This is a genomic window from Brucella lupini (genome assembly GCF_002252535.1).
Taxonomy (GTDB): Bacteria; Pseudomonadota; Alphaproteobacteria; order Rhizobiales; family Rhizobiaceae; genus Brucella; species Brucella anthropi.
This window is the reverse complement of record NZ_NNRN01000062.1, coordinates 41111-67129: the sequence shown is the minus strand read 5'-3', so window position 1 is coordinate 67129 and position 26019 is coordinate 41111. Positions and strand designations below refer to the sequence as shown.

The window sequence follows — 26019 nt, the reverse complement described above, 5'->3', positions numbered from 1 at the left end:
GTCGAACGCAAACTGGCATTGACAGGAGACGAGCATGCACCCCAGCGCTCATGTGGACACATTCGTTCTGGATAATCTCCCGGCTGCGGAATTTCTACCGGATATCATCAACCTCGACGCACTCGGCTACCCGGAACAGCTCAACGCCACCTACGAACTGGTGGATGCACATCTTGCAAACGGCAAAGGCGACCGCATTGCATTGCAGGCGCCTGGCGTGCGCTGGACCTATAGCGATCTCGCCGCAATGATCAACAAGATCGCCAATGTGCTGACCGACAAGCTCGGCATGAAAACAGGCAATCGCGTGATGATCCGCTCGGGCAATAACCCGACCAAGATTGCGCTCTATCTGGCGATCATCAAGGCAGGCGGCGTTGTCGTCGCGACCATGCCACTCCTGCGCGCCCGTGAACTGGTCCAGATCATCGACAAGGCCGAAATCAGCATTGCCTTTTGCGATCACGCACTGATCGGCGAGATGCAGAATGCCGTGGCACAGACCGATTTCATTAAGACTCTGGTGACCTGGGAGGGCAATGCAGGCGGGGAACTTGGCGCATTGCTGGCCGGTGCCTCCAGCGATTTCGAGGCGGTCGCGACACGCGGGGATGATCCGTGCCTGCTCGGCTTTACATCCGGCACCACCGGCTTGCCGAAGGCGACGATCCATTTCCACCGCGACCTGCTGATCGTCTGTGATTGCTATGCACATCATATATTGAACGCGACCGAAGATGACATTTTCATCGGCTCGCCGCCGCTGGCTTTCACATTCGGGCTTGGCGGGCTGGTCCTGTTTCCCTTCAGGATCGGCGCTTCCACAGTGCTACCGGCAAAAACCGCACCGCACGATCTAGCCGTGGCTATCGGAGAATATAAACCGACTGTCTGTTTCACAGCGCCGACCGCTTATCGAGCCATGCTTTCGAAGATCGATCAGTACGATCTTTCGTCCCTGCGCAAATGTGTTTCAGCTGGTGAAGCCCTGCCGCTCCCTACTTTCGAAGCGTGGAAGCGTGCGACCGGGCTTTCGCTGGCCGACGGCATCGGCGCGACGGAAATGCTGCATATCTTCATCTCTGCGCCGGAAGACGACATCAGACCCGGAGCGACTGGTAAACCCATCCCCGGCTATGAAGCCCGCGTCATCGATGACAATGGGCAGGAATGCCCGCCCGGCACCCCCGGACGACTTGCCGTTCGCGGACCGCTCGGCTGCAAATATCTGGCCGACGCGCGCCAGACCAAATATGTCGAGAACGGCTGGAATATCACCGGCGACACCTATGTCATGGATGCGGACGGCTATTTCTGGTATCAGGCCCGCAACGACGACATGATCGTTTCCGCCGGATACAACATCGCCGGACCGGAAGTCGAAGCCAGCCTGCTCGCGCATCCAGCCGTGGCGGAATGTGGCGTGGTGGCGGCGCCCGATGACGAACGAGGCTGCATTGTCAAAGCCTATGTCGTGCTGAACGAAGGATATCATGGCGACACGAACTTGCAGGAAACACTGCAAAGTCACGTCAAAAGCGAACTCGCGCCTTATAAATATCCCCGCGTGATAAGCTGGGTTTCCAGCCTGCCCAAAACGGAATCCGGAAAGTTGCAGCGATCCGCCCTACGCGCGCAGGCGGCAACCGAAGCCCGCGCCTGACGTGCGGCTTCAAGCATGAAATATGAAGGAGACTTCTGTGCTGCACGACTACGATACCGCTTACGACAATATGAAGGCCATCAGCGATTCCGCCACCTATCCGCCGAGCTGGACGAAACTGGCATCCGGCTTTCGCGAGAAAATGCGCGATCAGGGTCGCTTGATCCCTGACATCGCCTATGCCGACGGCGCGCGGAACCATTATGACCTCTTCCTGCCGGAAGGCACGGCCAAGGGCACACTTGTTTATGTCCATGGCGGCTATTGGAAGGGGCTGGACAAAAGCTTCTGGTCACATCTGGCGCAAGGCGCGCTTGCGCGCGGATATCGCGTTGCCATGCCAAGCTATACGCTGTGCCCCGAAGCGCGCATTTCTGGTATCACACGGGAAATTGGCCGCTTTATCGACCATCTGGCGCAGGAAGTGGACGGCGATATCGCCTTGACCGGCCATTCCGCCGGAGGGCATCTGGTCAGCCGCATGGCGTGCGAAAATGCGCCCATTGCCGTCGCAACGGCGGAACGGATCAAGCGTGTTCTTTCTATCAGCGGGCTGCACGATTTACGCCCGCTTCTCAAAACCGCGATGAACGATATTTTCTCTATGGACGAGGCCGAAGCTGTCGCGGAGAGCGCGACACTCCAGCGCCCGCGTACAGATATTGCCGTTCATTGCTGCGTCGGCGGCGATGAGCTGATGGAGTTCAGACGGCAAAATGCGCTGCTGGAAAACATCTGGTACGGGTTGGGGATAGAAACCAGCGCTTGGGAAATCGATGGCACGCATCATTGCAATGTCATCGACACGCTGTGCGATCCCGAAAGCCGCGCCGTTAAATTCCTCTGCCCTTAGTAACGCGGAAAGCGTTTTCAGAAATGCTCTATGGGAAGGCCGCGCCGTTCCTGTCCCGACAGGACAAATCCGGCCGGCTCGGCTTTCCTCGCACCGCTCATGCGGTTGATCAGGACGGCCACTTCGGTTCTGTTACGAACACCGAAACGCTTGATCAGATCGTCGACATAATCCTTCACCGTATGGGGCGAAAGCTCCAGATGTCGGGCAATCTGCTTGTTGGTATTGCCAGCTGCAAGCAACCGGGCGACCGTCGATAGGCGCGGCGACAGGTTGGTCAGATTGGCGCTGGGCGTCTTCGCCGGACGTGCTTCCTGAATGTTGCGCAAGGCAAGCGCCGACGAACGGCACAGCAGCGAAACCTGTTCTTCGAGCTGTGTTGCGTGCATCTCGAAACCGGCGGCATAGATCAGCGCCTGTATGTTGTCGCCAACGTAAACCGGACAGCACAAGTTATCGTTGTAGTTCCATCGATAGAGCAGCGTTCGCATCAGCGGCACATTCCCCGCCGCATTCTGGGGCAATCGCGAGCCCGCAACCGCGCCGGCATTCTGCACCACTGCCGCAATCATCGGATCCGAATCCGCAAGCCCATTCTGATATTCAAGAAGAAAGCCGGTGGGCGTGTTGATGCTGTGAAAAAGGCGCGGCCGATTATTCTCCAGCAAATAAATTCCAAGCGATCGCACCCGCAGGACATTCGCGGCAAAATAATCACAAGCTATTGTAAAGTCGTCATAATTGCGACTCTCCGCAACGGAAAGCGCTGCAGATATCCGCTCGTCTGTCGATAATATTTGCCTGGGCATTCTCTCTCCCGAGTTCCCAAGCCCCCCATCTGGGGGGAATGTCCGTTCCCACTCTTGTCCGTATCATTCCTGCTTATAACCACTAAATCAAGGGGAACTAACTTGGATACCAGCGTGCACCGGACTCACACAGCCGACAACTATTCCGCAGTCCTTCAGGGCTTCAATGACCGCCTTCAAGCGATTCTACCCTTGATTGAAGAAAAGGCAGAAGAGGCAGAGACACTCGGACGGATGCATGACGACGTCGTGGACGCCATGCGCAAGGGTGGCTTCTACACAATGCTGTTTCCCAAGGAAGTCGGCGGCGCGGAATTGCGACCCATCGATGCTATGAAGATCATGTCGGCGCTTTCCTATGCCCATGCCTCATCGGGCTGGTGCACGATGGTCAACAATATGGAAGGCACCACCATGGCGATCTACCTCGACGACGAGGGGATTGCGAATGTCTTCAAGGACGGCGTCGACATCACTATTGCAGGCAATGGCGTGCCGCGCGGCTTTGCCCGCAAGGTCGATGGCGGCTACATGATCCGCGGCAACTGGGCTTATGGAAGCTCCATCTTCCACGCGGAATGGATTCATTCCGGCTGCTTCCTTCTCGATCCCAAGGACCCGAGCGGAAAGGCACTTCTTAAAGACGAAACCGGCGCACCGCAGATCATCGTCGCACATCACCCGCGCTCGACGATCCAGCTGCTTGGCAACTGGGATGTGCTGGGCCTGCGCGCCACGGGCAGCTTCGACTACACGCTGGCAACCGATGAAGACCTCTTCGTGCCGGATTCAATGACCTATAGTTTCACGCAGTCCGCACCGAAGCGCGGTCAGACACAGGGCCATCTCGGGCTGGCGGGCTACAGCGCCCTCACCCATACAAGCTGGGCCATCGGCGTCGGTCGCCGGATACTCGACGAACTCGCCAAGGTGATCCGTCAGCGACAGGATCCGTTCGGCAAGAGCGCAGACAGCGCCAGCCTGCGGTTCCAGTTTGCCAATGCCGAAGCCCGTTACCGGGCCGCACGGGCGCTGGCCATGGAAACATGGGAAGACGTCTCGCAGACCACCGCATCCGGCGGCGTCCCGTCCCTCGACCAGATGACGATGGTGAAGCTCTCGCTGCGCTATATGCACGACATCGTTTCAGATGTAGCGACATTCGCGCATCGTGCGGCTCGTGGAGCCTCGCTGCACAACACGGCCATGCAGCGCTTTTATCGCGATATCCATTCCGGCACCCAGCATATTTTGCTCGCCGACCAGATCGTCGAGGAATGCGGCAAGGGGCTACTTGGCCTTTCAGGCGCCGATGCGCGATGGACCGTTTTCGGCATCAGCGAAAACTGAGACCGGCCATGGCGCGAAATATTGTCAGCTTCGTCGGGTGTGATCGCCCGACGAAAGTTCACCGGCTAACCCAGGCGATTGCCGCAAGGCTGGAAGCGGAAGACGATGTGTCGGTCACGCATCTGGACCTGTCGCATGCCGGGTCGAACCTGTTCACGGTCAATCGCAAGGCACTGGACCGGCAATCCGAAAGCCTCATTTCAGAGATCGAGCATTGCGATGCGTTGATCGTCGGTTGCCCTGTTTATCAGGGAAGCTATCCCGGTCTTTTCAAACACGTGTTCGATCTCGTCCATCCGCTCGCGCTGCGCGGTCGCCCGACCGTGCTGTGCGCAGTGGGCGGCGGGCATCGTCATGCGCTGGTCGTTGAACATCATCTGCGTCCGCTCTTCGGCTTTTTCGAAGCGGGAACCGTCGCAACGGGCATCTATGCCTGTTCGGCGGACCTGGAACCGGATGGGCTTCTGCCCCCGGCCTTGGAAGCGCGGATCGACAGCGCTGTCGATCAGATGAAAAAGCAATTGGTCCAGTCACACCAAGCCAGCGGCATAAGGTGGAAAGATGTTGAATTACTCGAGCAGTTTTGAAAAACGCACGGTCGAAATCCGAGGCAAAACCGTCACCTATCTTGTGAAGGGTGAAGGTAAGGATGTGGTCTTTCTGCATGGAACCGGGACATTTCCCGGCTTTGACAGCCTGGCCGACATTGCTTCGCGAAACCGGCTCATCATCCCGTTTCATCCGAATTTCGGTGAAAGCGACGACGACGCCGATATCGTGCAGATCGGCGACTATGTGCTCCATTACATGGATTTCTTCGATGCACTCGCACTGGATCAATTCAGCCTTGGCGGCTTCTCACTTGGCGGCTGGATTGCCGCAGAATTCGCGATAAGACAGCCGGAAAGGCTTGCCGCGCTGTTTCTCGCCGCACCTGCCGGTCTTGATCTTCCAACAATCCCTCTCCCCGATCTGTTTCAGGTCGCGCCTGCCGATATCCCAGCCCATCTCACGCATGATCCGGCAGTTGCGCTCCGCTATTTCCCGACCGAGCCCGACAGCCGGTTCGATGCGGCGCTCGGACGCGAAATGGGTGCGCTGGCGCTGGTCCACGCAACTGACGGACGCGGCAATCCGAAGCTTGGACACTGGCTGCACCGGCTTCACATGCCGACCCTGATCCTCTGGGGCGAGGAAGACAGGGTCATCCCCGTGCAATATGCCGAAGAATGGCAGCGCGGGACCGATGAAGCACGGCTGGAGAAACTCGGCGCGACCGGACATTTGCTGTTTGAAGAGGCGCCAGCTGCGGCGACACTTGTGCGCGATTTCCTGTCTACGGTCTGATATCCGACTTCAAACATTGGGCACCGCACGCTCCCGCGAGGAAGCATCATAACTTTGCAGGTAAAAATAAGGGGAACCAGACCATGCAATGGGAAAGCCTATCGGACTTCGATCAATCCAGAATAAAGCGCTGGCAATGGGGAATGCTGGCGCTGGCGCTTTTATGCGAAATGTTTCTCGCCGCTGACTGGTACGCCTTTGCGGCAGTGATACCGTTCATTTCAGAAACGCTCCAGCTTGATTCCGCGCAGGCCGGTCTGGCACAGGGGATTTTCGCACTGACCTATGGTCTCGGCATGATTGTCTGGTCGCAATTGAGCCGCCGCATGAATGCGCGGTCGTTGCTGCTGATCGGTCTGTTCTGCACCGCCATCGGCATGGTGGCGCAAGTCTATGTGCAAACCTACGCCCAGCTGATTGCGTTGCGCCTGTTCATCGGTTTCTTCGATGCCGCAATCTTCCTCGGCAACATGAAACTCATCATTGGCTGGTTCCCGCAGAATCGGCGCGGCAGCATGATCGGCTTGATCCTCGCGGCCTATAGTCTTGCAATCACGCTGGACTTTGCGATTGGCATTCCGCTTTCCATCACCTACGGCTGGCGCACCTTCTTTGCCATTCTTGCCATCGGAACGCTGGCGACGGCGGCTGCCGTGCTGCTCTTCACCCGCAACAATCCGGCTCATATCGGCTATAAGGATTTCCGCTGGGAACCGGAAAAGCAGCAAACCTCCACGGCGTCTCTGGCCAGCATCTTCCGCTCGAAATGGATTATCGTCGGCAGCCTCGGCATTTCGGCCTGCACGATGGCCATTGCCGGAACCGCCACCTGGGTCATTCCCGGATATATTGCCGTGCATCAGATGCCGGTGGAAGACGCCGCCCTAATCGGCACCTTGATGGGACTGTCGCAGGTCGTGTTTCTCGTCATCGGCGGTTACGCCGCCGACCGCCTGAACAAAACAGGGATGATCAAGTTCGGAACCGTGCTTGCCGTCCTCGTCGCGGCAATGTTCACCGTCGGCATGGCCATACCGCTTGGCTTCGGCTGGCTCATCCTGATGGCGCTCCTGAGCGGCATGGCACTTTTCGGCGGCGGTGCGATCTTCGCCTTTCTCAGTGAAAAATACCCAGAAGAGCTGGCAACAGCAGCGGTTGGTTATGCCGAAATCTTCGCCATCCTTGCGACGTTCATTTCGCCCTGGGTCATGGGCGTGGTCATCAAGGTTTCGGGCGGGTCCTTTGTCAGCGCCTTCCTGACCTTCGCAATCATGGAAGCGATCATTCTGGCTATCGTTCTTGTAGTCACCCGCGAGAGTTTCAGCCTCAACGACGACAAGGTTGCCATTGCCACCAGCGGTAACGGCATCTCGGGTGAGGCCTCCCGCCCCTGATCCAGAAACAGCAGCGGATGCGATTGCAAGATCGCATCCGCCTTTTTCTCTGGCATCTTTCCACAACCGATATTAACACCGATGAGAGCGCCTTGTTGCGCCTGATGCCTTACCGCATCGGGCGCATGACTATTGTAACCATGATCTAAAGTGAGGGAATTCATGGAGGAACGCTTCTCAGGTACGGTTCTGGCTTCCGAACATCAGGAGGAGAACCCCGCGCGTTCGCTGGGCGAGATCGGCTTGAACAGTTTTGCGCCCTACCTGATGAACCGCCTGATGGCACGCTACAATGCGAACCTTGCGGAGGCGCTGAAAGGCCGCCAGATCACGACAGTCAAATTGCGAACGCTGGCTGTCCTGAGTGTCACGCCTTCGGCGACGATCAATGAGCTTGCGGTCTTTACCGTGACCGAACAATCGACGATGAGCCGCACGCTCGATTCCCTTGAGGAGCAGGGTTACATTCGCCGTCAGGCGCGCGCCGAAGATATGCGCATCCGCGATATTTCGATGACCGAAGAAGGCCGCAACATTTTTAACGAAGCATGGCCGGTCATGTATGATCTGCTGTTGCAATTGTTTGAAGGCATTGATGAAGACGAGCATCGCGCCTTTGTCGGCACCTTGCAGAAAATGCTGCGGAACATCCGTAAAAACGAACTTTGATATTATGTTCGATAATAGGCCGATCCGCTATTGAGAGCGGATCGGCTTTTTGTGGCTTAGTCCGTCGGGCGTGACGGGATCAACGCAGTTGCCACAGCGGCCAGTGTAGCGACAATGGCGAAGATATAGAAGTTCCATTGCGGACCGACATTAAGGCTTGCGATCAATCCGCCCAGCAGCGGACCTGACAACGCACCAATGCGTGAGAAGCTCAGCGCCCAGCCAGTTCCGGCGGAGCGGATCGAGGAATCAAGTCGCTGGGCCAGAAAGCCTGTCAGAACCAGCGACGCCGACACGGTGCCAAAACCGGCAATTGCGACGAACACATAGTTCATCAGCAGCGAACCCTTGAAGGCGAGCGCCACAATGCCAAGCGCGCCCAGCGCATAGGAGCAGGCAACCGTGCGGCGCACGCCAAAGCGATCCGCCCATGTGCCCAATACAATACCGCCAATCGCCGAGCTGAGGCTGAAGACAGCGAGGAACAGCAGGCTGTTGCCAAGATCATAGCCATTCTTGCGCATGATCTGCGGCAGCCATTGCGCGAGACCATAGACCAAGAGCAGCCCCATGAAGAGCGCGATCCAGAAGCAGGCTGTTTCGAACGCCTTTTTCGGGGAGAAGATTTCACTGAAAACAGTGCGCCAGCCGACCTTGCCATGCTTGCGGACAATTGCCGCCGGAACGCCGACGCCCATGCGCGCTGCCGTCTTGCGCGCTGCATCATGCTTACCGCGCTGGACCAGCGATTCCACGCTTTCCGGCAGGAATGCGAGGAAGATCGGAACAAACAGCAGCGGGATTGCGCCGATCAGAACGATGGTGCGCCAGCCATGGACTTCCAGAAAGCCACGACCGCACAAGGCGGCGGCAAGCAATCCCATTGAATAACCCGAATACATGAGACCGTAGTTGAAGCTCTTCTTCTTGATCGGGGAATATTCCACCGTCAGCGCGGCGGCGACCGGAATAATCCCGCCAAGCCCGATGCCGGAAATGAACCGGCTCAGCCCGAAGATGAAAGGCGACGGCGCCACGGCGCTGACGATCATGCACAGCGAAAACAGGGTGATACAGGCGACGAATAGCGGCTTGCGTCCATGAAGCTCGCTCAGCGTGCCCGCAAGAATGCCGCCGATCAGCATGCCGATCACCGTATAGCTGCCGATGGCGCCAAGCTCTATCGGCGTCAGTTGCCAGACCGGATCGACGGACAAGGCGGGCAGAATGGCCCCGATGACGCCGACATCATAGCCTTCCGCAAAAATGGCAAGCCAGCACAGGCCGACGACGAGCAGGCTTTTGCCTGCCGATATTTCCTTTCCGGCAACAGCCGGCGCATCTATGCTCTGCGCTTGAGACATAGTCCTTCCCCTTTTTTCTTTGAAATAGCGGCGCGCTTCTCTCAGAGCGTCGCGATTGTTTTCAGCGCGCCATCAAGCGCGATACCCTGTTCGTCCAGCAAGGCTGCCTGCCGCAGGCGCCGCAACCAGTCCGCGCCGTCGTCCCGCTCGGTCAGAACAGGCAAGGCGGACAGGACGCGGTCGAATTTCGACAAGCCGCGCGAATGCGTGTCGGAGTAGCCCTTGACCAGACGGCGGCAGCCAAGCACCTCGACCGCGAGATCGTAATTTTTGGGTAAGGCGGCCATCGCCTGTGCCAGCCAGGCTTCGCGATGTTCGACCTCACGCTGATGGCGCAGGCTGCCGCGTCGAAAACGCCGCAGCCCCGAAACGACATAAAGCCCGGTGAACCAGAACAACGTTCCCGTGTTTACCCGGCGACCTTTGCTGATGCGCTTGTCAAGCCAGGCAAAGAGTTTTGGCCGATTTTCGATCCAGACGCCGATGCCTTTGGGCAAAGTGCCGCACACTTCTTCCATGCGCGGATGCATATATTCGGTCGTATAGGCAATCTGGTCTTTCTTGAGGCCGATTTCCTTGCGCACCCGCTCAAACCGCGAGCCCCGCACCTTGATATCGGCCACCCGGACCACATCGTCATAGGCCATGGCGATAGCGACATATTTTGCCGCCTGTACGGTGAAGGCAAAGCCGTGAGCCGTGCCGCCATTATCGCGATCGGCCTTGAGCAAGGCAGCGCAACGGGTCAGATATTCATCCGCATAGGCCGGGTCCTGAAACTCGGTCAGTTTCTTGATGCCCGCAAAAAGCATCGGATGACATTCACCCGGGAATTCGCTGCGAATGCGCTTGATAAGCCCGTCAAGTGCCGGATGATCGGACCGTTCGGGCAGAGGGTCGAGCCGCTTTGCGGGCGTTGCCGCAAGCTTGTCGTTCGCGCCGCCAAGCGCGCGCTGATAGGCAGCTTCAAAAGCCCTGAGACTTGCCTCGATGCCCTTGCCGCCAGACTTGATGGTCGCTTCGAAGGCGGCCTTGTCAAAAGGCAAAGCGCCGGAAGCCGCAAGCGCGCCGAACAAAGCCGAAGACACCACGCTGCCGCTTTTCGTTGCCAGCGCTTCCATGTCAAAGGCAATGGTCTTGCGCGCAGCAAAGGCCGTCGCGTCCTCAACCACCACCGGATTGCCGATACCATCACCAGGCTTTTCCTTTTCGCCCACCGCGAAGGAGCGATGGGTGGAGGTGATGAGCAATGTCTTGTCGGGCGTCACGAGGCCGCGCAGCACCGAGCGCCCCGCTTCCATCAATTCAGCCGCGATGACGATATCGACGTCGCCGGGCGTGGGCATCAGCGACAGGATCGGATGCGCCCCTTCGCGGGCCCGCAACAGTTCGAGATAATAGATCGTCGCGCCGGTTCTCTGCGCCACGCCGGGCACGGATGTGGTCTGCGCGACCCAGCCATTGGTTTCCGCCAGCGCCACAACCCAGTCGGCCAGAACGCCGCCGCCCTGACCGCCCATGGCGAGAATAGCAATCGATAGCGGCTTGTCCTGCGAAAGAGGGGCGGACGGCGATGCATTCAATGTAGACATGCCTGTTCCTCAATCCGCAAAGACAATGCGCGACGCGCGGCGGCGCTTTTGCAGCCAGCCGATGACGCCCGAGCGCAGGCGATGCACGAACTTGTCCCAACCCGTCGGGTTGTGGATAACATCGGCGCGATAGAAGGACGGGCACAGAACCGCCGCTTCCGAAACCTCACCGCAATTGCCGCAACCGACGCAGGAATTGTCGATGGCCGCGACCGGATCGTCCTTCAGCGGATCGTCGGTGTGCTTCACCGAAAGCGACGGACAACCCGACAGACGGATGCAGGCGTGATCACCGGTACACACATCCTCATCGACACCGAAACGCTGCTTGACCATCCGCTTGCCGTCCTTGACGGCCTTGGCGAATTGCGGCTTCACGCGGCGCTGCTTGTTGAGCATGCATTCCGACGACGCCACGATGATCTTTGGGCCTTTTTCTTCCGTCGTCAGCGCTTCCTTCAGCGTGTCGCGCATCTTTGCAACGTCATAGGTGTGGTCGATCTGGCGGACCCAGCCCGCACCAATTCCCTTGACCGCATCGACGATGGAATTGTTGGTCTTGCGGCGCGGATTGATCGCTCTGGAGGACATCACGTCCTGACCGCCCGTCGCCGACGAATAGTAATTGTCGACCACGAGGATGACGCCGTCCTGCTTGTTGAAGACGGCATTGCCGACCGAAGTGGCAAGACCGTTGTGCCAGAAACCGCCATCACCCATCACGGAAATGGAGCGTTTGCCCGCAGGCACGTTGAAAGCGGAGGCCGAGGCCGGACCAAGGCCGTAACCCATGGTCGTGCCGCCGAGATTGAACGGCGGCAGAATGGAAAAGAGGTGGCAGCCGATATCCGCTGACACGTGATGCTCGCCGAGCTCCTTTTCCACCAGCTTCATGGCGGCGAAGATCGGGCGTTCCGGGCAACCGGTGCAGAAACCTGCGGGGCGCGGCGGCACCACTTCGGCCAGCGCCTTGACGCGCTCATCGGCCAGAACCGGCGACGGATCTGGCAGCGGCGGACGGTTACCGAGCAATTGCGGTGCATGCGCATCGAAGAATGCCGTCAGGCCCTTCAAAAGCACAGGCGTTGTGTATTCGCCGCCCAGCGGCAGCACATCCTTGCCGGACAGTTTTGTCTGGATATCGCGGCGGCGCAGCAACGTATGCAGCGCCTGCTCGATATATTCAGGCGCGCCCTCTTCCAGTATCACCACGGCTTTTTTGCCGGCAACGAAGTCGATGACCTCGTCGTCTATCATCGGATAGGCGACATTCATCACATAGAGCGGAACCCGGCTTTCGCCGTAAACATCGGCCAGCCCCATTTGCTGCAAGGCGCGCATGGCGCTGTTGTAAAGTCCGCCTTGCAGGATGATGCCGACATCGCCCTCTTTCGGGCCGAAATATTCGTTGAGACGATTAGCTTTGACGAACTCGACGGCTGCGGGCCAGCGCTTTTCGAGCTTTTCCTTCTCGTGCAGGAAAGACGCGGGCGGCAGCACGATGCGGTTGACGTCGCGCCTCGGATTTTCCAGCGCTTCGGCCAGCGTGTGGGCAGGCCGCTTGTTATCCTTCGCCACAAACTGACCATGCACGTGGCAGCTGCGAATGCCGACCTGCAACATGACCGGCGTGTTGGAGGCTTCCGACAGTTCAAAGCCCTTTTCAACGGCTTCCACAATCGAGGGCAGGTTGGGCCGCGGCGTCAAAAGCCACATTTGCGATTTCATCGCATAGGCATGGCTGCGCTCCTGCATGATTGAGGAGCCTTCGCCATAATCCTCGCCGATGATGACCAGCGCGCCGCCGGTCACACCGCCAGAGGCAAGGTTGGACAGGGCGTCGGAGGCGACATTGGTGCCGGCCGTCGATTTCCAGGTCACTGCACCGCGCACCGGATACATCACGGAGGCGGAAAGCATGGCTGCGGCTGCGGCTTCCGACGCGGACGATTCGAAATGGACGCCCAGGTCTTCCATCACGTCCTTCGCATCCGCGAGAACATCCATCAGATGCGAAATCGGCGAACCCTGATAGCCGCCGACATAGGACACGCCCGACTGCAACAGCGCCTTGGTGATGGCGAGAATGCCTTCACCACTGAAAATTTCGCCTGAGCCGAGTTTCAGATCCTCGACCTCGCGGGCGAATGACCGCTCCGCCATGATAGTTCCCCTTTTCCGTTTGCCGGAATATCAATTCATTTGCATCAGCATATTTTCCAATTCTAAACTGTGTCAATAGCGGTTTTTGGTGTGATTATAATTATTGCATTTGCATATTTTAGTTCACAGCCATTTCCCCTGTGTCGCAGGCGATATGAAAAAGATGGCGATTTTTTCACTTGACGCGTCGAAGTCGCCAATTATATTTTAAACTTAAAATAATTAACCGGCGCCGTTTGGCAGCATATCGGAAAGGGAACTCAACATGCGTATCGTGTGTATTGGAGGAGGTCCGGCCGGCCTTTATTTCGGCCTTCTGATGAAAAAACTTCATCCGGAACATGACATTACGGTCGTGGAGCGGAACCGCCCTTACGACACGTTCGGCTGGGGTGTGGTGTTTTCCGACGCGACCATGGAATCCATGAAGGTCTGGGACCCGGAAAGTGCGGCCGAAATTCAGGACGCCTTCAATCACTGGGATGATATCGAGGTGCTGTTCAAGGGCACGCGCCAGCGCACCAGCGGTCACGGCTTTGTCGGCATCGGGCGCAAGCGCCTGCTCAACATTCTTCAGCTGCGCTGCGAAGCGCTGGGCGTGAAGCTTCAGTTTGAAACCGACGTGGAAAGCGATCTCGATTTCCCGGACGCCGATCTCATCATCGCTTCGGACGGCCTGAACTCCCGCATTCGCAATCGCTATGAGGATGTGTTCGAGCCCGACCTGATCGTGCGGCCCAATCGCTATATCTGGCTCGGCACGGAAAAGCTGTTCGACGCCTTTACCTTCGACTTCCGCAAGACCGATCATGGCTGGTTCCAGGCGCATATCTACAAGTTCGACGACAAAACCTCGACCTTCATCATCGAAACCACCGAGGAAGCCTATCTGGCGCATGGCCTGGACCAGATGGACCAGACAGCATCCATCGATTTCTGCGAAAAGCTGTTTGCGGAAACGCTGGAAGGCGTGCCGCTGATGACCAATGCGCGCCATATGCGCGGCTCGGCCTGGCTGAACTTCAACCGTCTGATTTGCGGAAAATGGAGCCACTTCAACGGCAATTCCCATGTGGTGCTGATGGGTGACGCAGCCCATACCGCGCATTTCGCCATCGGATCGGGCACCAAACTTGCCATCGACGACGCGATTGAACTGGCCAACCAGTTCCAGAAACTCGGTCACGGCAAGGAAGGCATTCCTGAAGTCCTGCATGCCTATGAGGAAATCCGCCGCGTCGATGTCGCACGCATTCAAAACGCTGCGCGCAATGCCATGGAATGGTTCGAGGTCGTAGGCCAGCGTTATGCCGACACGCTGGAGCCGGAACAGTTCATGTATTCCATGCTGACGCGCTCGCAGCGCATCAGCCACGAAAATCTGCGCCTGCGCGACAAGAACTGGCTGGAAGGCTATGAGCGCTGGTTTGCCCGCAAACAGGGGTTGAACGTGACGGAAGACGAGCGTTGCCTGCCGCCGATGTTCACGCCCTATACGCTGCGTGGCGTGACGCTGCCAAACCGCATCGTCGTGTCGCCGATGGCGATGTATTCCGCGACCGATGGCCTGATCGACGATTTCCATATGGTGCATCTGGGCAGCCGCGCCATGGGCGGCGCGGGACTGGTCTTTGCCGAAATGACCTGCGTGTCTCCTGATGCGCGGATTACGCCCGGCTGTCTCGGCATCTGGAACGATGCACAGGCCGAAGGCTGGAAGCGCGTTGTGGATTTCGTGCACAACAACAGCAATGCCAAAGTTGCCATGCAGATCGGCCATGCCGGGCGCAAAGGTGCTACCAAGCTTGCATGGGAAGGGATCGACCAGCCGCTGGAAGAGGGTTCATGGCCGCTTCTGTCCGCTTCCGCCCTTCCCTATCTCAAGCACAGCCAGACGCCAAAGGCGATGGACCGCGCCGACATGGATCGGGTGAAAGCGGACTTTGTCGCCGCCACCAAGCGCGCCGCAGAAGCTGGCGTCGATTGGCTCGAACTGCACTGTGCGCATGGCTATCTTCTGTCGAGCTTCCTCTCGCCGCTCACCAACCGGCGCGAGGATGAATATGGCGGCGCTTACGAAAACCGTGCGCGCTATCCGCTGGAAGTCTTCCACGCAATCCGCGAAGTCTGGCCGCAGGACAAGCCGATCTCGGTTCGTCTTTCCTGCCACGACTGGTTCGAAGGCGGCAACACGCCGGAAGATGCAGCCATCTTCGCGGACATGTTCAAGGCCGCAGGTGCCGATCTGATCGACTGTTCGTCGGGTCAGGTCTGGAAGGAAGAAAAGCCGGTTTATGGCCGTCTGTTCCAGACCCCGTTCTCCGACAAGATCCGCAACGAAATCCACATTCCGACCATTGCCGTCGGTGCGATTTCGGAAGCCGATCATGCCAACTCGATCATTGCTGCCGGGCGCGCCGATCTGTGCGCCGTGGCACGCCCACATCTTGCCGATCCGTCATGGGCGCTGCATGAGGCGGCAAAAATCGGCATCAACTCCATCGCATGGCCGAAGCAATATCGCTCCGCCAAATATCAGTATGAAGCCAATCTCGCCCGCGCCGCCACAGCGCCGCAAGGCGCGAAGTAACGGGAGATTGCGATGAACGATGCCGCTGTTGGCCTTGCCCTTTCCGGCAAGCATGCGCTGGTCACCGGCGCCGGTAGCGGCATCGGCGCCGCGATCGCCGTTGGCCTTGCGCGCGCCGGGGCGAATGTGACCCTGGCGGGTCGCCGCCGCGAACCGCTGGAAGCAACCGCCGCCCTTCTGGACTGGCAGCGATGCTTCATTGCCGATGGTTTCGATGTGACCAACCGCGAAGCCATTGCAACCGGGCTGGACAGCGCGCGCGCCGCTTTCGGACCGGTCAGCATTCTTATTAATAATGCAGGGGAAGCGCCGAGCGCACCTTTCGAGAAAACCAGTCTCGATATGTGGAGCCGCGTTCTCGATGTCGATCTGACCGGCGTGTTCAATGTAACGCAGGCCACCCTTGACGACATCAAGGCGGGCGGCAAAGGCGGGCGCATCATCAATATCGCCTCCACGGCGGGCCTGAGCGGTTATTCCTATGTCTCGGCCTATTGCGCCGCAAAGCACGGGGTCGTCGGGTTGACCCGCGCGCTGGCGTTGGAACTCGCCCGCAAGGGCGTGACCGTCAACGCCGTTTGCCCCGGCTTCACCGATACGCCGATCATTTCCCGCTCGATTGCGGCCATTGTCGCCAAGACCGGGCGGTCGGAGGAAGATGTGCTGGCGGAATTTGTCAAGGCGAACCCGCAGGGACGCCTGATACAGCCGGAAGAAGTGGCTGAAACCGTGCTGTGGCTCACATCGCCCAGCGCGCAATCGATAACTGGACAGGCGATTGCAATCGCCGGTGGGGAGGTAATGGCAGGATGAACGACGGCACAATTTCGATGGCGAGCAATCTGAAGCCTTTCAAGGATTATCAGGCGACGCATTTTCTATGGCAGACGAGCGAAGACGGTCGCGTTGCCACGCTGACCCTGAACCGCCCGGACCGGAAAAATCCGCTGACGTTTGAAAGCTATGCCGAGCTGCGCGACCTGTTTCGCAATCTCGTCTATGCCTCCGACGTGCGCACCATCGTCCTGACCGGCGCTGGAGGAAACTTCTCGTCGGGCGGCGATGTTTTCGAGATCATCGAACCGCTGACCCATATGACGATGCCAGATCTTCTGGCTTTCACGCGCATGACCGGCGATGTCGTCAAGGCCATGCGCAAATGTCCGCAGCAGATCATTGCCGCCGTTGACGGCATTTGCGCCGGTGCTGGCGCTATTCTCGCCATGGCATCGGATTTGCGCATCGCCACGCCGGAAGCCAAGACGGCCTTCCTCTTCACCCGCGTCGGCCTTGCTGGCGCCGATATGGGCGCATGCGGCATTCTCCCGCGACTGATCGGTCAGGGCCGCGCGTCGGAACTTCTTTATACCGGACGTTTCATGAGTGCTGACGAAGGCGAGCGCTGGGGCTTCTTCAACGCGCTACATCCGCAAGGCGATCTTTCGGGTAAGGCCGAAGCGCTGGCGCGTAGTATTGCCGACGGTCCATGGTTCGCGCATGGCATGACCAAAACCATGCTCAATCAGGAATGGGCGATGGGCATTGAAGAGCTGGTGGAATCGGAAGCGCAAGCACAGGCGATCTGCATGGCAACGCAGGATTTCCGCCGTGCCTTCGAGGCTTTCGCAGCCAAGCAGAAGCCCGTTTTCGAGGGGAACTGACGATGGATAGTTCCGCAGCAAAACCGCTGACGCGGGAGCATCTCGACTGGCCGTTTTTTGGAAGCGCCCATGCCGACTGGGCCGCAAAACTGGATGCCTTCGCGGCAAGCCCGGCGCTGGCCGGTGTCGACCACAGCGACACGGACAATGCCTGCCGCGCGCTGGTGAAGGCACTCGGCCAAGCCGGGCTGCTGGAAGCAGCAGTCAGCCTGACGGGCGGCGAAGGTATAGATTCCCGCAAGCTTTGCATTGCCCGCGAGACACTGGCCTATCATGACGGTCTCGCTGATTTCGCTTTTGCCATGCAGGGCCTTGGCACCGGTGCGATCAGCCTCACGGCATCGGACGAACTCAAGCAGACCGTGCTGCCGAAAGTGGCAAGCGGCGAATGGATTTCGGCCTTTGCCCTGTCGGAAAAACTGGCGGGGTCCGACGTGGCGGCGATGAGCTGCGCCGCCAGAGCCGACGGCGATGATTATGTGCTCGACGGTGAAAAGACCTGGATTTCTAATGGCGGCATCGCCGATGTCTACACCGTCTTTGCCCGCACGGGCGAGGCACCGGGAACACGGGGCATTTCCGCCTTTGTGGTTTTCGCTACCGATCCCGGCTTTTCCATCGCAGAACGCATTGATGTGATCGCGCCGCATCCGCTCGCCACGATCCGCTTCGACAATTGCCGCATCCAGGCCTCGCGTCGCCTCGGTGCGCCGGGCGAAGGTTTCAAGATCGCCATGCGCACGCTCGATATTTTCCGCGCATCGGTTGCGGCGGCGGCACTTGGCTTTGCGCGCCGTGCAGCCAGCGAGGCGCTGTCCCATGCGCAGTCGCGCCCGATGTTCAGCGGCGCTTTGGCCGACTTGCAGCTGACACAAGCCACGCTCGGCGACATGGCGACCGATATCGACGCCGCAGCACTTCTGACCTATCGCGCCGCATGGCGGCGCGACGTTCAGAAGCTGAACACCACCAAGGAAGCCGCGATGGCCAAGATGGTTGCGACGGAAAACGCCCAGCAAACCATCGACAAGGCCGTGCAGATGTTTGGCGGTCGCGGCGTGAAAAGCGGCGAAATCGCCGAGCGGCTTTATCGCGAGATACGCGCACTTCGCATCTATGAGGGCGCAACGGAAGTGCAGAAACTCATTATCGCGCGCGAACTGCTGAAGGCCAACTAAGCCTTTCCCGCACGTATTTTCTGGAGACACAACATGCATAAGACACTTCAGCCGCAAGGCTGGGCCCGCCCCATCGGATATGCCAATGGCGTTGAAGCGCGTGGGCGCACCGTCTATATCGGCGGCCAGATCGGCTGGAACGAACAGCAACAGTTCGAGACCGACGATTTTGTCGAGCAGACCGAGCAGACATTGAAGAACATTGTCGCCATTCTGGCGGAAGCTGGCGGCAGGCCGGAGCATATCGCCTCCATGACCTGGTATTTCACCGACAAGGCTGAATATACCGCCAATCTGAAAGGCATCGGTCGCGCCTATCGCGATGTGATCGGCAAGCACTTCCCCGCCATGGCGGCGGTGCAGGTGGTCGCGCTGGTCGAAGACCGGGCCAAGATCGAAATACAGGCTTTTGCCGTAATACCGGACTGAGACCACCATGGCCGATAGACGCGAATTCTCCCCCGTTGTGACAGGCATGGTTGTCGATGGCATTCTTGTCGTCACGATCGACAACCCGCCGGTCAATGCCACCTCTGCCGAGGTGCGCAAAGGGCTTGCCGCAGCCATTCACCATGCTTCCGCAACAGCTGCGATCCGGGCGACCGTGCTGAGCGGTGCAGGCAAGATCTTCATCGGCGGGGCGGACATTCGCGAATTCGGCAAACCGCCGGTTGAACCGACATTGCCCGATGTCATCACGATCATCGAAAACGCCGACAAACCCGTGGTGGTCGCAATCAACGGCCCCGCTTTGGGCGGCGGACTTGAAGTAGCACTTGCGGCTCACGCCCGCATCGCATCGACCAGCGCCTCCTTTGCCTTGCCGGAAGTCAAGCTTGGGATCGTGCCCGGCGCTGGCGGCACACAGCGCCTGCCCCGATTGATCGGGCCGCTCGCAGCACTCGATATGATCGCCACGGGACGCCAGATTGCCCCGGACGAAGCGCAGCAACTGGGCCTGATCGACCAGATATCGGTCGGCGATCTTGTGGCCGACGCTATCGCGCTCGCCAATGCGCTGATCGGCAAGCCGTTACGCCGGACCGGCGATCTGCCCGTTACCGCACCCGATGCTGCCGCCTTTGAACAGGCCAAAGCCAAATTACTGAAAAAGGCGCGCGGCGCGACCGCTCCCGGAGAAGCGGCGCGGCTGGTGCAACTTTCCACCACGATCTCGATTGCCGAAGGTCTGGCCGAAGAACGGACAACCTTCATCCGCCTGCGCGACAGCGAAGAGGCAGCCGCCTTGCGGCATCTTTTCTTTGCCGAACGCGCCGCTGGAAAAGTCGAAGGCATGGAGGCAAAACCTCTGGCGCTTTCCACTATCGGCATTGCCGGGACCGGCCTGATGGGATCAGGCATTGCCGTCGCCTGCCTTGCCGCTGGCTATAAGGTCATCGGCTATGAAACGACTGTGGAAGCAGCCGCCAAGGGCCATGCGCGGATCAGCGACATGATCCAGAAGGCCGTCAATGCGGGCAGGCTTTCCACCGAAGCCGCAGACGCGCAGCGTGCAAAGCTCTCCGTCAGTGCCGATATGGCTGCGCTTGCCGATGCCGATCTCGTCGTCGAAGCCGTCTTCGATGATTTCACCGTCAAGGCATCGCTGTTCCGCGAGCTCGACGCTTTGCTGTCTCCGGCAACCATACTGGCAACCAATACCAGCTATCTCAATCCGGATGAACTGGCCGCCGTTACGAACCGCACCGACCGGGTGCTGGGATTACATTTCTTCTCGCCAGCCAATATCATGCGGCTCCTGGAAGTGGTGCGCTGTGCGAAAACCTCCGACGAGACGCTTGCAACGGGTATCGCCTTTGCCCGCAAAATCAAGAAGCTGCCCATCGTCACCGGTGTCTGTGAAGGCTTCATCGGCAACCGGATGTTTTCGGCCTATCGCACGGAAGCCGAGAAAATGCTGGCTGAAGGCGCCTATCCCGAAGATATCGACCGTGCCATGGAAGCCTATGGCTTTCCGATGGGACTCTTCGCGGTTTACGACATGGCCGGCCTGGAAATTGCCTGGGCGCGGCGCAAGAGAGCGGCGGCAAGCCGCGATCCGAACCTTCCCTATTTCGACGTTGCCGACAAATTATGCGAAGCCGGACGTTTTGGCCGCAAGGCCGGTCTCGGCTGGTATCGCTATGCGGACGGTGTCCGCACAAGCGACCCCGACGTCCACGCACTGATCGACGATTATCGCGCGCACAACGCCATTGTTCCTCGCAGTTTCAGCGATGAAGCGATCATGCAGCGCCTGCTCGCCGCCATGGCGCATGAAGGGCAAGCCCTGCTCGAAGAAAGCATTGCGCGCCATTCCGACGACATTGATCTCGTTCTGGTCAATGGCTACGGCTTTCCCTCGATCAAGGGCGGCCCCATGTTCGCGACACGCCAGACTGGAGAAACCCGATGACAGAAGCTTTCATCTGCGACTACATCCGCACCCCCATCGGACGTTTTGGCGGGGCGTTGTCCAGCATCCGCACGGACGATCTTGCCGCTATTCCGCTCAAAGCACTGGTCGAGCGCAATCCGGCACTGGATTGCGAGGCGATTGAGGACGTGATTTTCGGCTGCGCCAATCAGGCAGGGGAAGATAACCGCAATGTTGCGCGCATGGCGGCACTGCTTGCTGGTTATCCCGTTACCGCCACCGGTACGACGATCAACAGGCTTTGCGGTTCCGGGATGGACGCCGTGCTTGCCGCCGCGCGCGCCATTCGTGCAGGCGAAGCAGAACTTATGATTGCGGGTGGTGTGGAAAGCATGAGCCGCGCGCCCTTTGTTTTACCTAAGGCAGACAGCCCGTTCTCCCGCCGCGCAGAAATTCACGATACGACAATTGGCTGGCGTTTCGTCAATCCGGTGATGAAAGCTCAATACGGCATCGACTCCATGCCGGAGACCGGGGATCACGTGGCTGTCGATTACGCGGTCACACGCGCCGATCAGGATGAATTCGCCTCGCGAAGCCAGAAGAAGGCTGCTGCAGCACAAAGCAACGGCCGACTGGCGCAAGAAATAACGCCCGTTTCCATTCCTCAGCGCAAGGGTGATCCCGTGGTCGTCGGTGCTGACGAACATCCGCGCGAAACCACGCTGGACGCACTGGCCAAACTGAAACCAATCAACCGGCTGGAAGGTGCCACGGTTACAGCTGGGAATGCGTCGGGCGTCAACGATGGAGCGGCAGCGCTCATCATTGCTTCGGAAGCCGCTGCCCGCAAGTTCGGCCTCACGCCTGTTGCTCGAGTTCTGGGTGGTGCTACGGCAGGAGTTCCTCCACGCATCATGGGTATCGGCCCAGCGCCAGCCAGCCAGAAATTGATGGCACGGCTGGGAATGAAGCAGGAGCAGTTCGATATAATCGAACTGAATGAAGCCTTCGCCAGCCAGGGATTGGCCACGTTACGTCTTCTTGGAATTGCCGACGACGACATCCGCGTCAATCCGAATGGCGGTGCCATCGCTCTCGGACATCCGCTCGGCATGTCCGGAGCCCGTATCACCGGCACGGCAGCACTGGAATTGAAACTTGGCGGCGGTCGCTTTGCGCTCGCCACTATGTGCATCGGTGTGGGGCAAGGTATCGCCATCGCGCTTGAAAGGGTTTAACGTCCATCGCAACGATCAGCCCTTTAGAGCGCGTCAGTCCGCAATCAAGGCAAGCGTATCTCGATGCCTAACAAAGTTTCTGCAAAAGTCGTTGCGTTGCTTCAATGTCCTGGATCATCAGACTGCCCGCTTTTTTTGCGTCGCCGGCACGAATGGCATCCAGCATTTCGTAATGATAGGCTGAATAAGGATGGATAATACCCTGGTCCACTTGCTGACGGACATGATTGGAAAGAAGGCGCATATAGGGTCCAAGTCGCAGCCACAGCGTTTCAATCATCTGGGGCAATGTTTCCGATCCCGATAGTTCGTAGATCGTGAAATGAAACTCCTGGTTCTTGCGCAGCATCTCATAGATCTTGCCTTCTTGACCGAGAGCTTCATGCTCCCGCGCGAGCGTCAAACAGCGGTCAATATCGGCAGCCGTCATCCGCGGCGTCGCAAGTTCGGTGGCAAGCCCCTCGAGAGCAACGCGGACCCGACAAATGTCATCCAGCCGTGTCCGCGAAATATCAGGCACACGTGCCGATCCATTGCGGGCGATTTCCAGTCCGTTCTCCGCCGCCAGCCGTCGCAGCGCCTCACGTACGGGCATATGGCTTGTGCCGAACTCCTCGGCAAGTGAAGCGATCGTCACCGCCTGCGACGGCTCGAATGAGCCCCACATCAAAGCCTGGCGAAGCTGTTGGTAGACACCGTCCTGCACAGTTACGCGCGAGGATACCTTCAACAGACGGGTTTCACCGATCATTTGCTTCAAATCCCTTGTCTCCGTGTTCCTCAGTTATAGCATTTTACCACCCGATAGGATCACCGGGTGTCGCATAAATACGGTGAAAACAACAGGTTCGAGCAGAAGTCAGCATGGAACCAAAAGGTTTAATCGAGCGCCAGCCTATCCAGCGCATCACACAAGGCTTCCGTTTCCATCAGGGAGGTCACCGACCCAGGTGAAAACCGCAGAATACGACTGCGACAATCACAGTAAAAATTTTCAGCCTTCAGTGCGGTCACGATCGCCGCCGCCCTTTCAGCCGAAACCGCTTGCACCATCACACTGCCGCCGCGCTCTTCAGGCCTTTCTGGAGAGACCAACGACAGTGCAGTGTTGGCAGCGACCCGTTCCACAATCTTGCCGGTCAACAGTTCGTTGTGCCGGGCCAGCACGTCGACACCTGTCGCGGAAACAAAATCAAGGCCGGGTTGCGAGGCTATAGCCGCCAGCACGGCAGGCGTGCCATGGTCGAAGCGCCGCGCATCGTCGGCATAGGCAAAAGTATCAAGATCCCAGGAAAACGGATTAGGTTGACTAAACCAGCCACGCAATTCCGGCTTGCAAGTCGTCAATAGTCCCGGACGCACATAGATTGCCCCTGCTCCCGAACTTCCACAAAGCCATTTGAGAGACGATCCCACCACGACATCTATCTCTCCGACGGAAAAGGGGCGGATGCCTACGCCCTGGGTGACATCTGCAACGATGATCGTGCCGTGCTGCCTGCCGTGTTGGGACATCAGGTCCAGGTCGGCGCGCTTCGATGTCGTGGACGACACCCATGTCACCAACGCAATCGCAACATCGCTGCCCCAAGCATCGATGAAATCCTCGTCGCGTACAAAACTCTCGCCCTGTCTCATGGGTACGGTTTCGAGCGTAAATCCGAACCGCGCCTGCAACCCGGCCAGCAAAAAATGCAGACTCGGGAAGCAATCGGCGGCGGCCAGAATTCGGCGGCCGCGCAATAATTCCTCAGGCAGTGCACCGATCAGACTGTAAAGGGCCAGTGTCACATTCTCTACGGTAGTCATGGAGCCTGCGGGGGCGCCAATCAGGTTCTCCCAGCTTCGGATGAAATGCCCGCGCTCCGCCAGCATTGCCGGCCATTGAGAGTCATTTTCTGCCGACCAGATATCCGAATAACGACTAAGTGCCGCTTTCACCTTTTCCGCTTTACCCGGAAAGGTACCGATCGAGTGATAGAGAAAATAACCGCTCATATTATGCCTGCCATTGCTGTTGCCGATATCCGTCGATGAAACCGAAATTGGAACTATCGGACTCTTTCCTTTTTGAACCGCGCCTCAAGAAGCGCGACCAGGCGCACCAGCGGCAGCAGGAGGATGAGATAGATAAGCGCTGCGCCGATCAACGGTGTCGGATTGGCATAAAGCGCCTGTGCGTCCTGCGCTTCCTTCAAAAGCTCGGGCAGAGCCACAGTAGACGCCAATGCGGTGTCCTTGAACATGGAAACACAATTGCTGGTAGTCGGCGGAATGATGATACGGATCGCCTGTGGCAAAACCACTTTCCACAGAGTAACCGGGAATGGAATTCCAAGCGCAGAAGCAGCTTCGAACTGGCCGCGTGGTACACTTTCGATGCCGGACCGGAACACTTCCGCCGAATATGCCGCCATAACCATGGAGAAAGACATGATGGCAGAGGTCCAGGCAGAAAAGCGTATCCCGATGAATGGCAGTGCATAATAGATCAGGATCAGCACGACCAAAACCGGCATGGCGCGGAATACATCGATATAGGCGATCGCGAGATAACGAAGAACCTTCGGTCCGTAGATACGGACAATACTGATCAGCAAGCCCGACAGAACACCAAAGAAAATGCTGGCGATACCGATGAGAAACGTATTGAGCAGGCCACGTCCAAGCGCTGGCAGGCTCGAAACGAGAACATCGGTGTTCAAGAAGGTTTCGACGAATGTCATATTGGCGTCCTTCGCAGGCAAATCCTGGGAGCGCACGACCGGTCAGTCTGAGAAGTAACGGTCGAAGATGGGCCGATCCTGCAAATGCGGCCCATCTGTCACCAACGTCAAAAGATTACGGCTGCGGGATCGGCACGACGGTGACTGTCGAGGAATTGGCGGCAGGGTCCGTACCGAACCACTTTTTGTGAATAGCCGCAGTGGTCCCATCCTGCTTCATGGCGGTAATCGCATCGTTGAGCTTGCCAAGCAACGGATGGTCCTTCGCCATCATCAGACCATATTGCTCCCCGGTCTGAATTCGGTCTTTCACGGCAAACCCCTTCATCTTCAGAAAGAGATGTTCCATGCCGGGTATGTCGGAAATGACGGCATCTATGCGGCCTGCACCGAGATCAAGAAACAGATCCTGTTGCGAGTTATAGCCTTTGATATCGGCGAAGCCTTTGGCCTCTTTGTTTTCCTTGACCCATTTTTCGCCGGTAGAGCCGGAAAGGGCACCAACGGTCTTGCCCTTCAAATCGGCCAGTCCGGTGACAGCGCTATCGGTCTTGGTCGCAACCCCGATATCTGAATCGTAGTAAGGCTGGGTGAAGGACTGTGATTTCAGGCGTTCCGGCGTGATTGTTATGGACGAAACCGCCACGTCGATACGCCGGGAAGTCGTTGCGGCAAACAGGGCCTGAAACCCGTAATCAGCGATTTCCGGCTCCAGTCCGGCCCGTTTGGCTGCCTCGGTCGCGATATCGATTTCGAAGCCTTCAAACGTCCCATCGGCATTTTTCAACTCGAAAGGAGGGTTGCTGGGATAGGCACCGATATTAAGTGCGTCGGCAGCCAGAGATGCAGATGTCATGGCAAAGGAGCTCGCAGCCAGAGCGCTTGCAAGGCCTGCCATAGCCAGAAAATTACGGCGACAGATCATCATGTTGTTATTCCCTCTATGGGTCGTTTCTTTTCGGCAGAAGTCCCTGCTCCTACCTGCGTCGACCTATTTGATTATTTGATCATATGGAATTTTAAGTTTCAACTAAAATCGCAT

The 26019-nt window shown here is 58.3% G+C and carries 22 protein-coding genes; 14 read left to right on the top strand and 8 right to left on the bottom strand.

The window, feature by feature from the left end; all coding sequences use genetic code 11:
* Positions 1 to 34 precede the first annotated feature (34 nt).
* Together CES86_RS23755 and CES86_RS23750 are read left to right on the top strand one after the other, a co-directional pair.
* Entirely contained in the window at positions 35 to 1663 is a 1629-nt protein-coding gene (locus CES86_RS23755) for a benzoate-CoA ligase family protein (RefSeq protein ID WP_094515582.1), read from the top strand.
* Positions 1664 to 1700: 37 nt separating this feature from the next.
* Entirely contained in the window at positions 1701 to 2516 is an 816-nt protein-coding gene (locus tag CES86_RS23750) for an alpha/beta hydrolase (RefSeq protein WP_094515819.1), read from the top strand.
* A 17-nt stretch (positions 2517 to 2533) separates the two neighbouring features.
* Here CES86_RS23750 and CES86_RS23745 read toward each other — a convergent pair whose 3' ends face one another.
* Entirely contained in the window at positions 2534 to 3325 is a 792-nt protein-coding gene (locus tag CES86_RS23745; RefSeq protein ID WP_151689462.1) for a response regulator transcription factor, read from the bottom strand.
* A gap of 114 nt (positions 3326 to 3439) precedes the next feature.
* Between CES86_RS23745 and CES86_RS23740 the strand changes: the two genes are divergently transcribed.
* The 5 genes from CES86_RS23740 to CES86_RS23720 all read left to right on the top strand — a co-directional run bounded on the left by CES86_RS23740 (position 3440) and on the right by CES86_RS23720 (position 8085).
* The gene (locus CES86_RS23740) at positions 3440 to 4675 is read left to right on the top strand and encodes an acyl-CoA dehydrogenase family protein (protein WP_235820020.1); all 1236 of its coding nucleotides are present in this window, start codon (positions 3440 to 3442) and stop codon (positions 4673 to 4675) included.
* 8 nt (positions 4676 to 4683) lie between these two features.
* Positions 4684 to 5262: an NAD(P)H-dependent oxidoreductase gene (locus CES86_RS23735; RefSeq protein ID WP_012093342.1), complete on the top strand. Its 579-nt coding sequence runs from the start codon at positions 4684 to 4686 to the stop codon at positions 5260 to 5262.
* The gene (locus CES86_RS23730) at positions 5237 to 6022 is read left to right on the top strand and encodes an alpha/beta fold hydrolase (RefSeq protein WP_094515580.1); all 786 of its coding nucleotides are present in this window, start codon (positions 5237 to 5239) and stop codon (positions 6020 to 6022) included. The genes CES86_RS23735 and CES86_RS23730 overlap by 26 nt, the downstream gene beginning before the upstream one ends.
* An 83-nt stretch (positions 6023 to 6105) precedes the next feature.
* Positions 6106 to 7416, top strand: coding sequence for an MFS transporter (locus tag CES86_RS23725; RefSeq protein ID WP_094515579.1), 1311 nt, complete (start codon positions 6106 to 6108; stop codon positions 7414 to 7416).
* Positions 7417 to 7578: 162 nt separating this feature from the next.
* Positions 7579 to 8085 carry a MarR family winged helix-turn-helix transcriptional regulator gene (locus CES86_RS23720; protein ID WP_010659191.1) on the top strand — a complete coding sequence of 169 codons (507 nt, stop codon included), beginning with the start codon at positions 7579 to 7581 and terminating at the stop codon, positions 8083 to 8085.
* Between the two features lie 56 nt (positions 8086 to 8141).
* On the opposite strand, the gene CES86_RS23715 is transcribed toward CES86_RS23720, so the two are convergent.
* The 3 genes from CES86_RS23715 to CES86_RS23705 are packed head-to-tail and all read right to left on the bottom strand — an operon-like array spanning position 8142 to position 13204.
* Complete coding sequence (locus CES86_RS23715; protein WP_094515578.1) at positions 8142 to 9449, bottom strand: MFS transporter; 1308 nt, start codon at positions 9447 to 9449, stop codon at positions 8142 to 8144.
* A 41-nt stretch (positions 9450 to 9490) separates the two neighbouring features.
* Complete coding sequence (locus tag CES86_RS23710; protein ID WP_094515577.1) at positions 9491 to 11041, bottom strand: indolepyruvate oxidoreductase subunit beta family protein; 1551 nt, start codon at positions 11039 to 11041, stop codon at positions 9491 to 9493.
* 9 nt (positions 11042 to 11050) lie between these two features.
* Positions 11051 to 13204, bottom strand: a complete 2154-nt coding sequence (locus tag CES86_RS23705) for an indolepyruvate ferredoxin oxidoreductase subunit alpha (RefSeq protein WP_094515576.1) — start codon at positions 13202 to 13204, stop codon at positions 11051 to 11053.
* Between the two features lie 265 nt (positions 13205 to 13469).
* Here CES86_RS23705 and CES86_RS23700 point away from each other — a divergent pair, with 265 nt between their 5' ends.
* The 7 genes from CES86_RS23700 to pcaF are packed head-to-tail and all read left to right on the top strand — an operon-like array spanning position 13470 to position 22251.
* Positions 13470 to 15794: a bifunctional salicylyl-CoA 5-hydroxylase/oxidoreductase gene (locus tag CES86_RS23700; RefSeq protein WP_012093350.1), complete on the top strand. Its 2325-nt coding sequence runs from the start codon at positions 13470 to 13472 to the stop codon at positions 15792 to 15794.
* 12 nt (positions 15795 to 15806) lie between these two features.
* Complete coding sequence (locus tag CES86_RS23695) at positions 15807 to 16607, top strand: SDR family NAD(P)-dependent oxidoreductase (RefSeq protein WP_012093351.1); 801 nt, start codon at positions 15807 to 15809, stop codon at positions 16605 to 16607.
* Positions 16604 to 17455, top strand: coding sequence for an enoyl-CoA hydratase family protein (locus tag CES86_RS23690; protein WP_012093352.1), 852 nt, complete (start codon positions 16604 to 16606; stop codon positions 17453 to 17455). Before CES86_RS23695 ends, CES86_RS23690 begins: the two co-directional genes overlap by 4 nt.
* 2 nt (positions 17456 to 17457) lie before the next feature.
* Positions 17458 to 18633: an acyl-CoA dehydrogenase family protein gene (locus CES86_RS23685; RefSeq protein WP_012093353.1), complete on the top strand. Its 1176-nt coding sequence runs from the start codon at positions 17458 to 17460 to the stop codon at positions 18631 to 18633.
* A gap of 33 nt (positions 18634 to 18666) precedes the next feature.
* Positions 18667 to 19062 carry a RidA family protein gene (locus tag CES86_RS23680; RefSeq protein WP_010659199.1) on the top strand — a complete coding sequence of 132 codons (396 nt, stop codon included), beginning with the start codon at positions 18667 to 18669 and terminating at the stop codon, positions 19060 to 19062.
* A 7-nt stretch (positions 19063 to 19069) separates the two neighbouring features.
* Positions 19070 to 21049 carry a 3-hydroxyacyl-CoA dehydrogenase NAD-binding domain-containing protein gene (locus CES86_RS23675; protein ID WP_094515575.1) on the top strand — a complete coding sequence of 660 codons (1980 nt, stop codon included), beginning with the start codon at positions 19070 to 19072 and terminating at the stop codon, positions 21047 to 21049.
* Positions 21046 to 22251, top strand: a complete 1206-nt coding sequence (pcaF, locus tag CES86_RS23670) for a 3-oxoadipyl-CoA thiolase (protein ID WP_012093356.1) — start codon at positions 21046 to 21048, stop codon at positions 22249 to 22251. The genes CES86_RS23675 and pcaF overlap by 4 nt, the downstream gene beginning before the upstream one ends.
* A gap of 67 nt (positions 22252 to 22318) precedes the next feature.
* On the opposite strand, the gene CES86_RS23665 is transcribed toward pcaF, so the two are convergent.
* The 4 genes from CES86_RS23665 to CES86_RS23650 form a co-directional block, all read right to left on the bottom strand.
* A complete protein-coding gene (locus CES86_RS23665) occupies positions 22319 to 23002 on the bottom strand; it encodes a GntR family transcriptional regulator (RefSeq protein WP_010659202.1) in 684 nt (227 codons plus the stop codon).
* 128 nt (positions 23003 to 23130) lie between these two features.
* Positions 23131 to 24249 (bottom strand): aminotransferase class V-fold PLP-dependent enzyme, encoded by a 1119-nt coding sequence (locus tag CES86_RS23660; RefSeq protein WP_094515574.1) that lies wholly within the window; start codon positions 24247 to 24249, stop codon positions 23131 to 23133.
* Positions 24250 to 24302: 53 nt separating this feature from the next.
* Positions 24303 to 24977: an amino acid ABC transporter permease gene (locus tag CES86_RS23655; protein ID WP_012093358.1), complete on the bottom strand. Its 675-nt coding sequence runs from the start codon at positions 24975 to 24977 to the stop codon at positions 24303 to 24305.
* A 115-nt stretch (positions 24978 to 25092) separates the two neighbouring features.
* On the bottom strand, positions 25093 to 25905 hold the full coding sequence (locus CES86_RS23650) for an ABC transporter substrate-binding protein (RefSeq protein WP_012093360.1): 813 nt from the start codon (positions 25903 to 25905) through the stop codon (positions 25093 to 25095).
* Between the last annotated feature and the right edge of the window lie 114 nt (positions 25906 to 26019).

What these genes read in the sequence shown, in the direction of transcription:
- CES86_RS23755 (WP_094515582.1), top strand. Translation starts at nt 35, where the DNA reads ATGCACCCCAGCGCTCATGTGGACACATTCGTTCTGGATAATCTCCCG.
- CES86_RS23745 (WP_151689462.1), bottom strand. Translation starts at nt 3,325, where the DNA reads ATGCCCAGGCAAATATTATCGACAGACGAGCGGATATCTGCAGCGCTT.
- CES86_RS23735 (WP_012093342.1), top strand. Translation starts at nt 4,684, where the DNA reads ATGGCGCGAAATATTGTCAGCTTCGTCGGGTGTGATCGCCCGACGAAA.
- CES86_RS23730 (WP_094515580.1), top strand. Translation starts at nt 5,237, where the DNA reads ATGTTGAATTACTCGAGCAGTTTTGAAAAACGCACGGTCGAAATCCGA.
- CES86_RS23725 (WP_094515579.1), top strand. Translation starts at nt 6,106, where the DNA reads ATGCAATGGGAAAGCCTATCGGACTTCGATCAATCCAGAATAAAGCGC.
- CES86_RS23720 (WP_010659191.1), top strand. Translation starts at nt 7,579, where the DNA reads ATGGAGGAACGCTTCTCAGGTACGGTTCTGGCTTCCGAACATCAGGAG.
- CES86_RS23715 (WP_094515578.1), bottom strand. Translation starts at nt 9,449, where the DNA reads ATGTCTCAAGCGCAGAGCATAGATGCGCCGGCTGTTGCCGGAAAGGAA.
- CES86_RS23710 (WP_094515577.1), bottom strand. Translation starts at nt 11,041, where the DNA reads ATGTCTACATTGAATGCATCGCCGTCCGCCCCTCTTTCGCAGGACAAG.
- CES86_RS23705 (WP_094515576.1), bottom strand. Translation starts at nt 13,204, where the DNA reads ATGGCGGAGCGGTCATTCGCCCGCGAGGTCGAGGATCTGAAACTCGGC.
- CES86_RS23700 (WP_012093350.1), top strand. Translation starts at nt 13,470, where the DNA reads ATGCGTATCGTGTGTATTGGAGGAGGTCCGGCCGGCCTTTATTTCGGC.
- CES86_RS23695 (WP_012093351.1), top strand. Translation starts at nt 15,807, where the DNA reads ATGAACGATGCCGCTGTTGGCCTTGCCCTTTCCGGCAAGCATGCGCTG.
- CES86_RS23690 (WP_012093352.1), top strand. Translation starts at nt 16,604, where the DNA reads ATGAACGACGGCACAATTTCGATGGCGAGCAATCTGAAGCCTTTCAAG.
- CES86_RS23685 (WP_012093353.1), top strand. Translation starts at nt 17,458, where the DNA reads ATGGATAGTTCCGCAGCAAAACCGCTGACGCGGGAGCATCTCGACTGG.
- CES86_RS23680 (WP_010659199.1), top strand. Translation starts at nt 18,667, where the DNA reads ATGCATAAGACACTTCAGCCGCAAGGCTGGGCCCGCCCCATCGGATAT.
- CES86_RS23675 (WP_094515575.1), top strand. Translation starts at nt 19,070, where the DNA reads ATGGCCGATAGACGCGAATTCTCCCCCGTTGTGACAGGCATGGTTGTC.
- pcaF (WP_012093356.1), top strand. Translation starts at nt 21,046, where the DNA reads ATGACAGAAGCTTTCATCTGCGACTACATCCGCACCCCCATCGGACGT.
- CES86_RS23665 (WP_010659202.1), bottom strand. Translation starts at nt 23,002, where the DNA reads ATGATCGGTGAAACCCGTCTGTTGAAGGTATCCTCGCGCGTAACTGTG.
- CES86_RS23660 (WP_094515574.1), bottom strand. Translation starts at nt 24,249, where the DNA reads ATGAGCGGTTATTTTCTCTATCACTCGATCGGTACCTTTCCGGGTAAA.
- CES86_RS23655 (WP_012093358.1), bottom strand. Translation starts at nt 24,977, where the DNA reads ATGACATTCGTCGAAACCTTCTTGAACACCGATGTTCTCGTTTCGAGC.
- CES86_RS23650 (WP_012093360.1), bottom strand. Translation starts at nt 25,905, where the DNA reads ATGATGATCTGTCGCCGTAATTTTCTGGCTATGGCAGGCCTTGCAAGC.